The sequence below is a fragment of the Tardiphaga sp. genome, assembly GCF_044336785.1.
Taxonomy (GTDB): Bacteria; Pseudomonadota; Alphaproteobacteria; order Rhizobiales; family Xanthobacteraceae; genus Tardiphaga.
Genome location: NZ_JBIIOT010000061.1, coordinates 23,575 through 32,247, shown reverse-complemented (window position 1 = coordinate 32,247; position 8,673 = coordinate 23,575). Strand labels below are relative to the sequence as shown.

At 64.0% G+C, this 8,673-nt stretch carries 7 protein-coding genes; 5 read left to right on the top strand and 2 right to left on the bottom strand.

Annotation, left to right across the window (positions count from 1 at the left end; translation table 11 throughout):
• The first annotated feature begins 89 nt into the window (after positions 1-89).
• The 5 genes from ACIQ2A_RS17350 to ACIQ2A_RS17330 all read left to right on the top strand — a co-directional run bounded on the left by ACIQ2A_RS17350 (position 90) and on the right by ACIQ2A_RS17330 (position 6,889).
• On the top strand, positions 90-1,187 hold the full coding sequence (locus ACIQ2A_RS17350) for a CaiB/BaiF CoA transferase family protein (protein ID WP_398481445.1): 1,098 nt from the start codon (positions 90-92) through the stop codon (positions 1,185-1,187).
• A gap of 24 nt (positions 1,188-1,211) precedes the next feature.
• Positions 1,212-2,063, top strand: a complete 852-nt coding sequence (locus tag ACIQ2A_RS17345) for a MaoC family dehydratase N-terminal domain-containing protein (RefSeq protein ID WP_398481443.1) — start codon at positions 1,212-1,214, stop codon at positions 2,061-2,063.
• 151 nt (positions 2,064-2,214) lie between these two features.
• Positions 2,215-2,613 (top strand): hypothetical protein, encoded by a 399-nt coding sequence (locus ACIQ2A_RS17340; RefSeq protein ID WP_398481441.1) that lies wholly within the window; start codon positions 2,215-2,217, stop codon positions 2,611-2,613.
• Positions 2,614-2,833: 220 nt separating this feature from the next.
• Positions 2,834-4,495 carry a benzoylformate decarboxylase gene (mdlC, locus tag ACIQ2A_RS17335; RefSeq protein ID WP_398481439.1) on the top strand — a complete coding sequence of 554 codons (1,662 nt, stop codon included), beginning with the start codon at positions 2,834-2,836 and terminating at the stop codon, positions 4,493-4,495.
• A gap of 27 nt (positions 4,496-4,522) precedes the next feature.
• On the top strand, positions 4,523-6,889 hold the full coding sequence (locus tag ACIQ2A_RS17330; protein WP_398481437.1) for a molybdopterin guanine dinucleotide-containing S/N-oxide reductase: 2,367 nt from the start codon (positions 4,523-4,525) through the stop codon (positions 6,887-6,889).
• A 123-nt stretch (positions 6,890-7,012) separates the two neighbouring features.
• Here ACIQ2A_RS17330 and ACIQ2A_RS17325 read toward each other — a convergent pair whose 3' ends face one another.
• Both ACIQ2A_RS17325 and ACIQ2A_RS17320 read right to left on the bottom strand, forming a co-directional pair.
• Positions 7,013-7,807: an SDR family oxidoreductase gene (locus ACIQ2A_RS17325; RefSeq protein WP_398481434.1), complete on the bottom strand. Its 795-nt coding sequence runs from the start codon at positions 7,805-7,807 to the stop codon at positions 7,013-7,015.
• 30 nt (positions 7,808-7,837) lie between these two features.
• Positions 7,838-8,542, bottom strand: coding sequence for a hemolysin III family protein (locus tag ACIQ2A_RS17320; RefSeq protein ID WP_398481432.1), 705 nt, complete (start codon positions 8,540-8,542; stop codon positions 7,838-7,840).
• Positions 8,543-8,673: the final 131 nt, after the last annotated feature.

The window sequence follows — 8,673 nt, the reverse complement described above, 5'->3', positions numbered from 1 at the left end:
CCGCCACACGCTCCGTCACCAAGCCCCCTCACCCGCGCGCAAGTGCGCGCGACCTCTCCCCGGAGGGGAGAGGTGAACCGGAGAACATCATGCTCCCCCTCAAAGGCCTCACCGTCGTCGCTGTCGAACAGGCCGTGGCGGCGCCCTATTGCAGTTCGCGCCTGGCCGATGCCGGCGCCCATGTGATCAAGATCGAACGGCCCGAAGGCGACTTCGCCCGCGGCTATGATGGCGCCGCCAAGGGCCAGAGCAGCTATTTTGTCTGGCTCAACCGCGGCAAGGACTCGGCTGTCGTCGATCTCTCCACACCGGAAGGCCGCAAGCAGCTGGAAGAGTTGATCGCCACCGCCGACGTGCTGATCCAGAATCTCAAGCCCGGCTCCATGGACAAGCTCGGCTTCACGCTGGAGCGCCTGCGAAAAGACTATCCGCGGCTGATCTGCGCCACCATCACCGGCTATGGCGACACCGGGCCCTATGCCCATCGCAAGGCCTATGACCTGCTGATCCAGGCCGAGAGCGGGCTTGCCTCCATCACCGGCGGCCCGGAAGGCCCGTCGCGCGTCGGCGTCTCCATCGTCGATGTCGCCACGGGTGCAGCGGCGCATGCGGCGATCCTCGAAGCGCTGATCGGACGCAGCGTGTCCGGTGAAGGCGCCGATATCCGCATCTCCATGTTCGACGTGATGGCCGACTGGCTGACCGTGCCGCTGCTCAATGCCGAAAACGGCAAGGAGCCGAAGCGCATGGGCCTCGCCCATCCCTCGATCGCTCCTTACGGCGTGTTCAGTTCCAAGGAAGGCAAGGGCATCCTGATCTCGATTCAGAGCGAGCGCGAATGGAAGATTCTTTGCGCCAAGGTGCTGGGCCATGCCGATCTCGCGGTCGATCCGCAGATGCTCAACAATGTCACCCGCGTGCAGCATCGCGACTACACCGATAAGGTCGTCGGCGACATCTTTGCCTCGCTCACCCGCGAGGAATTGCTGAAACGCCTCAGCGATGCGGACATTGCGTTTGCCGAAGTGAACACGATGGCAGATCTCTCAAAGCACCCGCATCTGCGCCGGATCACCGTGGACACGCCGAACGGTCCCGTTGCCTATCCCGCGCCCGGCGCGATCTGGATGGATGCCGATCGCGACAGCTATGGCGCGGTGCCGGGCATCGGCCAGGTCCAGAAGTAAGCGTGCAGACGTAAGGAGCCGACCATGACCGAACAGCTCGACATCGATCATCTCAAGCAGTGGATCGGCCGCACCGACGCGCAATCCGACGTGATCACCGCGCAGCTCGTGAAGGGCCTGCGCGCCACGCTGTTTCTCGATATCGGCACGCCGAAGCAAGGCGATGCCGCACCCTTCACCACCCATTGGTGCCTGGCGCAGCCGGTGGCGGCCATGGACAAGCTCGGCAGCGACGGCCATCCCGCACGCGGCGGATTTCTGCCGCCGGTGCCGCTGCCGCGCCGCATGTGGGCTGGTGGCGAGGTGCAGTTCATCGAACCGCTGCGTGTCGGCGATGAGGTGACGCGGTCGTCCAAAATCCTCGACGTCAATGTGAAGACCGGCTCCACCGGCACGCTGTGCTTCGTGAATGTCGAGCATGTGATCACCACGCCACGCGGCATCGCCATCCGCGAGCGCCAGGACATCGTCTATCGCGACATGCCGACCGGCATGGCGCCGCCGGCACCGGCCCCGAAGGACGTGCCAACAGCAAAACATCAGGAGACACATTACGCCGATCCGGTGCTGCTGTTCCGTTACTCCGCGCTGACCTTCAACGGCCATCGCATCCACTATGATCGCGACTATGTCACCAAGGTCGAGTTCTATCCCGGACTGGTCTTCCACGGCCCGCTGCAGGCATCGCTGCTGGTGGAATTTGCGGCAAGGCTGAAGGGCGGCAAGGCGCCGGCGACATTCGCCTATCGCGGCGTGTCGCCGCTGTTCGATGGCGCCGACTTCACGGTCAATGCGAACGAGACCGCCGATGGCTATGACGTCTGGACCGCCAATGACAAGGGCGCGCCGACCATGAAGGCAACGGCGAGCTGGTAAGTCGAAAACACCGTCCCTCATGGTGAGGAGGCGCGAAGCGCCGTCTCGAACCATGAGCTGGCCAGGCGCTGCGTTTGCGGCCATCCTTCGAGACGCGCGCAAAAGCGCGCTCCTCAGGATGAGGGGTGGAGTGATGGCGCAAGGGACCGACATGCAAGACCAGGCTGACATCGACGACACGCGACTGAAGGACTTTCTGTCCTTTTTCGCAGCAAAATATCGCCCCGCCGAAAGGCTGTTGTCCGACAGGCAGGCATCAACCCGCGATGGATTGCGCGAGGCCGTGAGCGACTGCATGGACATGTCGCTGCAATTCACGCCGATGGAAGTCGCCAAATTCGACAGCGAGCTGCGGCTCAATGATATTCCGAGCCTCTCCGAATTGCGCCGGCGCTATTCGCGGGCCTATGCGCGCGTGATCAAGCGCGGGCGGATCGAGGACGAGACGGAGTATTATCTGCTGCGGAATGTGCTGTTTGATCCCGGCGAGAAGGCGGACGGAGAGCGCGAGCAGCTGGAGAAGCTGATCGCAGACTACCAAAGACAGTAAGCGATAGAGCTCGGATATCCCTCCCCCTTGCGGGGAGGGTGGCCGGCCCTCTTGGGCCGGTCGGGTGGGGGTGCCCCACGTGACGTCGTGGATGTGGAAGCACCCCACCCGTCACTCGCTTCGCTTCGCGCCACCCTCCCCGCTGCGCGGCTGCGCCGCTTGGGGGAGGGAGAAGCGGAGCGCCTTCTCACGGTTGACACACCGCAGTTTTCCGCCGTTGATGAGTCAACAAGACACGGCAGACAACTGCCCGCATCGTGAGGAAACCGCCTTGGCCAGCGCCCCCAGAACCACTTCCGTCAAAGACGCCACGCTGCATCTGATCCGCAGCTTCGGCATCACAAAGGTGTTCGGCAATCCCGGCTCCACCGAACTGCCCTTCCTGTCCGACTGGCCCGACGATATCGACTATGTGCTCGGCCTGCAGGAAGCCTCCGTGATCGGCATGGCCGATGGCTATGCACAGGCGACGCGCAATGCGAGCTTCGTCAATCTGCATTCCGCCGCCGGCGTCGGTCATGCGCTCGGCAATATCTACACCGCGCATCGCAACCAGACGCCGATGGTGATCACCGCCGGCCAGCAGGCACGCAGCATCCTGCCGCTGCAGGCGTTCCTCTATGCCGATCGTGCATCGGAGTTTCCGCGGCCCTACGTAAAATACAGCGTCGAGCCGGCACGTGCCGAGGACGTGCCCGCGGCCATCGCGCGCGCCTACTATGTGGCGATGCAGCCGCCCTGCGGGCCGACTTTCGTGTCGGTGCCGATCGATGACTGGGCGCATCCTGCGCAGCTCATCGAAGCGCGCCATGTCAGCCGCGAGCTTGGGCCCGAGCCTGCGGCGATGCAGCAGCTGGTCGAGGCGCTCGGCCGGAGCAGGAACCCTGCCCTCATTGTCGGCCCCGGCGTGGATCGCGCCGGTTGCGTCGATGAGATGGTCGCCGTTGCAGAGCAGACGAAAGCTGCGGTGTGGGTTGCGCCGTTCTCCGCACGCTGCAGCTTTCCGGAACGGCATCCGCAATTTCACGGCTTCCTGCATGCCTCGCCGGCGCAGCTCTCGGATGCGCTGAAGGATTACGACCTCGTGGTGGTGATCGGTGCGCCGGCCTTCACCTTCCATGTGGAAGGCCATGCGGCGATCTTCGATGGCGGCACGACGATCTTCCAGATCACCAACGACATCGATGCCGCCGCCGTCGTCCCGATCGGCACCAGCATCATCGCGACCATGAAGCCCGCGCTGACCATGCTGCGCGATCTGTTGCCGGACACACAGCGACACGTCGCCAAGGGCCGCGTGCTGCCGCCGGCGCCAGTGCCCGCCGATCCGATCCCGATCGACTATCTGCTGCACACACTGTCGCAGACGATGCCGGCGGATGCGATGCTGGTGGAAGAAGCGCCCTCGCACCGGCCGGCGATGCATAAATATCTGCCGATGCGCGGTGCCAATTCATTTTACACGATGTCCTCCGGTGGACTTGGCTGGTCGCTGCCGGCCTCTGTCGGCATCGCGCTCGCGCATCCCGGCCGCCGCACGGTGTGCCTGATCGGGGACGGCTCGGCGATGTATTCGATCCAGGCGCTGTGGACGGCCGCCCAGCGCAAACTGCCCATCACCGTGGTCGTCATCAACAATTCCGGCTACGGCGCGATGCGCTCGTTCAGCCAGGTAATGCAGGTCAGAAATGTTCCGGGGCTCGATCTCCCGGGATTGGATTTCGTCAAAATTGCCGAAGGAATGGGCGCGCATGCCACCCGTGTCAGCACATGTTCGGAACTTGAAAAGGCTTTCAAGCATAGCTTGCACCATGCGGGCGTCAGCCTTGTCGAGGTGGTCGTCGACTCGGCTGTTCCCGTGCTTTATGGACAAAAGCATTGATGACGGTGGAATGACGGAACGGAACGCATGACGCAGGCGAAGGACGGCAAGCCCAACGAACTCCGCCCCTCGGGCAAGATGTCCCACTCCTCGCATTGGGGCGCCTTTTCGGGCGAGTGGGTGGACGACAAGCTCGTCATCTCGCCGCATCCGATCGATCCCGATCCGAATCCGATCATCCAGAATTTCCCCGAGGCGCTCCGCCACAAGGCGCGTATCGCCAAGCCGATGGTCCGCCGCGGCTGGCTCGAACACGGACCCGGCCCGAGCGACCGCCGCGGCCGCGACGGCTTTGTCGAGATGGAATGGGACGAAGTGCTCGACCTGCTCGCCGGCGAGCTGAAGCGCGTCAAGGACAAGCACGGCGCCAGGGGAATCTATGGCGGTTCCTATGGCTGGTCGAGCGCCGGGCGCTTCCACCATGCGCAGAGCCAGATCCATCGCTTCCTGAATGTGGCACTCGGCGGCTATGTGCGCTCGGTCAATTCCTATTCCGCCGGCGCATCCACGGTGATCATCCCGCATATCCTCGGCAATTACGAAGACGTCACCCGCCGCAATGTCGGCTGGGACGAGATCGTTGAACATACCGATCTGGTGGTCGCCTTCGGCGGCATGAACACCAAGAATTCCCGCGTGGCCGGCGGCGGCATCAGCAAGCACACCGAACATGGCGACATGGTCGCCGTCGGCAAGCGCGGCGGCGCATTCGTGCTGATCTCGCCGCTGAAGACCGACCTACCCGAGGAAGTCGAGAACCAGGAATGGCTGAAGCCGATTCCCGGCACCGATGTCGCCCTGATGCTGGCGCTGGCACATACGCTGGTGATCGACGACAGCCACGACACCGCTTTCCTCGACACATATGCGACCGGCTTCGCCGAGTTCGAGGCCTATCTGCTGGGCAAGACCGACGGCCAGCCGAAGGATGCCGCATGGGCTGCTGATATTACGAAGCTGCCCGCCGACACGATCCTGAAGCTGGCGCGCCGCATGCCGGGCAAGCGCGTGCTGTTCACCGTCGCGCATTCGCTGCAGCGGGCGCGGCATGGCGAGCAGCCGGTATGGATGGCCGCGGTGCTCTCCGCGATGCTCGGCCAGATCGGCCTGCCCGGTGGCGGCTTCGGCTACGCGCTCGGCGCCATCGCCAATTACGGCCGCCGCTACAATGACGCGCCGATCGCCGGCCTGCCGCAGGGCAAGAACGGCGTCAGCGAATTCATCCCTGTGGCGCGCGTTGCCGACATGCTGCTCAATCCGAACGGACCGTTCGACTACAACGGCAGCAAGATGACCTATCCGGACATCAAGCTGGTCTATTGGGCCGGCGGCAATCCGTTCCACCATCATCAGGACATCAACCGACTGCGCCAGGCCTTTGGCCAGATCGACACGCTGGTGGTGCACGACCTTGCCTGGACCGCGACCGCGCGCCATGCCGATATCGTGCTGCCGGTCACCATGTCACTGGAGCGCGAGGATATCGGCTCGTCGCAGACCGATCCCTTGGTGACGGCCATGCACCAGATGGCCGAGCCGTTTGGCGAAGCGCGCAACGACTTCGATATTTTCTCGGGGCTTGCCGAACGGCTCGGCCGCGGCGCCGAGTTCACCGAGGGCCGCAGCATCCGCGAATGGCTGCAGCATCTCTACAAGACCACCGAAGACGGGCTGAAGGCCAAGGGCTACGACGCCGTGGACTTCGACACGTTCTGGCAGAACGGCGAGATCACGCTGCCGCAGCAACCGCTGGATGGCGGCACGCTGCGCGCTTTTCTGCAGGACCCCGTCGGCAAGGCCCTGCCGACGCCGAGCGGCAAGATCGAGATCTATTCCAAGACCATTGCCGGCTTCGGCTATGACGACTGCCCCGGCCATCCCGCCTGGCTGCCGCCGGTGGACGTGCCGAGCGCGGAGGCGCCGCTGCATCTGGTGGCCAACCAGCCAGCGTCGCGGCTGCACAGCCAGCTCGATTTCGGCGGCCACAGTTCGGCCGAGAAACGCCGCGGCCGCGAAGTGGCGCGGATGAATCCGGTGGATGCGGATGCGCGCGGGATCGAGGACGGCGACATCATCAAGCTGTTCAACGAGCGCGGCGCGTGCCTCGCTTCGGTGGTGGTCACCGAGGACGTGATGGCCGGCGTGATCCAGTTGCCGACCGGTGCCTATTACGATCCGGAAGACATCAATGAGGACAAGCCGCTCTGTGTCCACGGCAACCCGAACGTGCTGACGCGCGACGTCGGCACCTCGCGGCTGGCGCAGGGCTGCACGGGGCAGTTGACGGTGGTGCAGGTAGAGAAATTCACCGGCAACCTGCCGCCGATCCAGGCCTTTGACCCGCCGGTGCCGGTGGAGCGGCCGCAGCCGCCGCGGATGGAAGCGGCGGAGTAGCGCCCACTCTGCCGTCGTCGCCCGGCCTGACCGGGCGACCCAGTAGACACTGGCTGCCGTGCTTTAGCCGGAAGGCCGCCGCTTACTGGATCACCCGCTTTCGCGGGTGATGACAGGTCGAGCTTACTTCCCGAATTCGTCCCGCATCTTCGCCTGGATCTTGGCCATGCCACCGATCCAGCGATCGTAATTCTCGGTCTTCTTGCGCATGTAGTCGATCACCTGCGCATGCGGCAGGATCAGGAAGCTTTCGGCTGCGATCCCCGCCAGCGCATCCGCCGCGACCTGCTCGGGCGACAGATTGCCATCATTCGACTGCGGGCCCTTCGGGATGTTCTTCAGCATATTGGTGTCGACGCCCTGCGGGCACAGGATCGAGACCTTGATGCCATGCGCGCGATGCGCGATCGCGAGGCTCTCTGCAAAACCCACGGCCGCATGTTTGGTCGTCGAATAAGCGGGACTGCCGACCTGCGACAGCAGGCCCGCCGCGGAAATCGTGTTGAGGAAATAGCCGCCGCCGCGTTCTTTCATCAGCGGCACCAGATGGCGCGCGGCATAGACATGGGCCATCACATGGATCGCCCAGCTCTTCATCCACGGCTCGTCCGACGTGCCGCCCGCATTCGGGCTCAGCGGATCGAAACCGCCGCCGATGCCGGCATTGGAGCAGAACAGCGCGATGGGTCCGAACTGCCGCTCGGTCTCGTCGATCACATGCCTGATATCGTCCTCGCGACCGACATCGCATCTGAACGACGCACCGCCGATGCCATCGGCCACGGCCCTGGCGCGCTCGCCATCGAGATCGACGACGACGACCTTCTTCGCGCCTGCCTTGTGAAATGTTTCGCACAGCGCCTGGCCGATGCCGTTGGCGCCGCCGGTCACGACGACGATCTTGCCGTCCACCTGCATGCTTCACTCCCGGTTATTTTCTTATCCGGCTTACGCCGCCGTGCTCAGCACCATGTCGAGCACAGCCGTATAGTGGCACGCAGCTCCGAGCAGGACAAATGCGTGCCAGATCGCGTTCTGGAAGCGCAGGCTGCGCCAGGCGTGGAAGATCACGCCGGCTGTGTAAAGCGTGCCACCGGCGGCGACGAACCACATGGTGAGCGGCGGCAGCGGCGTGAACACGGAGTCGTAAGCCATCATGCCGCTCCAGCCCAGGGCGAGATAGAGCAGCACGGCCAGACGATCGAAGCGACCGGGATAGCGCAGCTTGATGACGATACCCGCAATGGCGACGCTCCACACGAATGCGAGCAATCCTGCGGCCATCCAGCCATTCTGCATTTGCGCCAGGAATGGCGTGTAGGTGGCGGCGATCAGGAGATAGATCGCGGAGTGATCGAAGCGGCGCAGAAACCACTTTCGCGGCGACACCGGCCACATATTGTAAGCGGCGGAGAAGCCGAGCATCGCCAGCAGGCCGGCGGCATAGATCGACACGGTCACGATCTCGGTGGCCGAGGCGAACACCGCGGTGAGCACTATCAACACCGTCAGCGCGATCAGGCCGGCGGTGACGCCGAGGCCGTGGACAATGCCATCGGCGATCAGCTCGGCGCGGTCATAGTTCCAGCGGATGGCGCCGGCGACCATATGAGCGGAATTGGCGGTGAGCTGCTTGAGGCGGAATACGGTCATGGCGAAAGCTGGCCGGTCGGCTGGTGATGCAGATGACGCGCTCGCCCCAAGCACGCCGATGAACTCTCTTTGGAATTCCCCGTTAATTCCGCGATAGATGATGCAGTGCGGAAGGTCAATGAAAGCTGAAT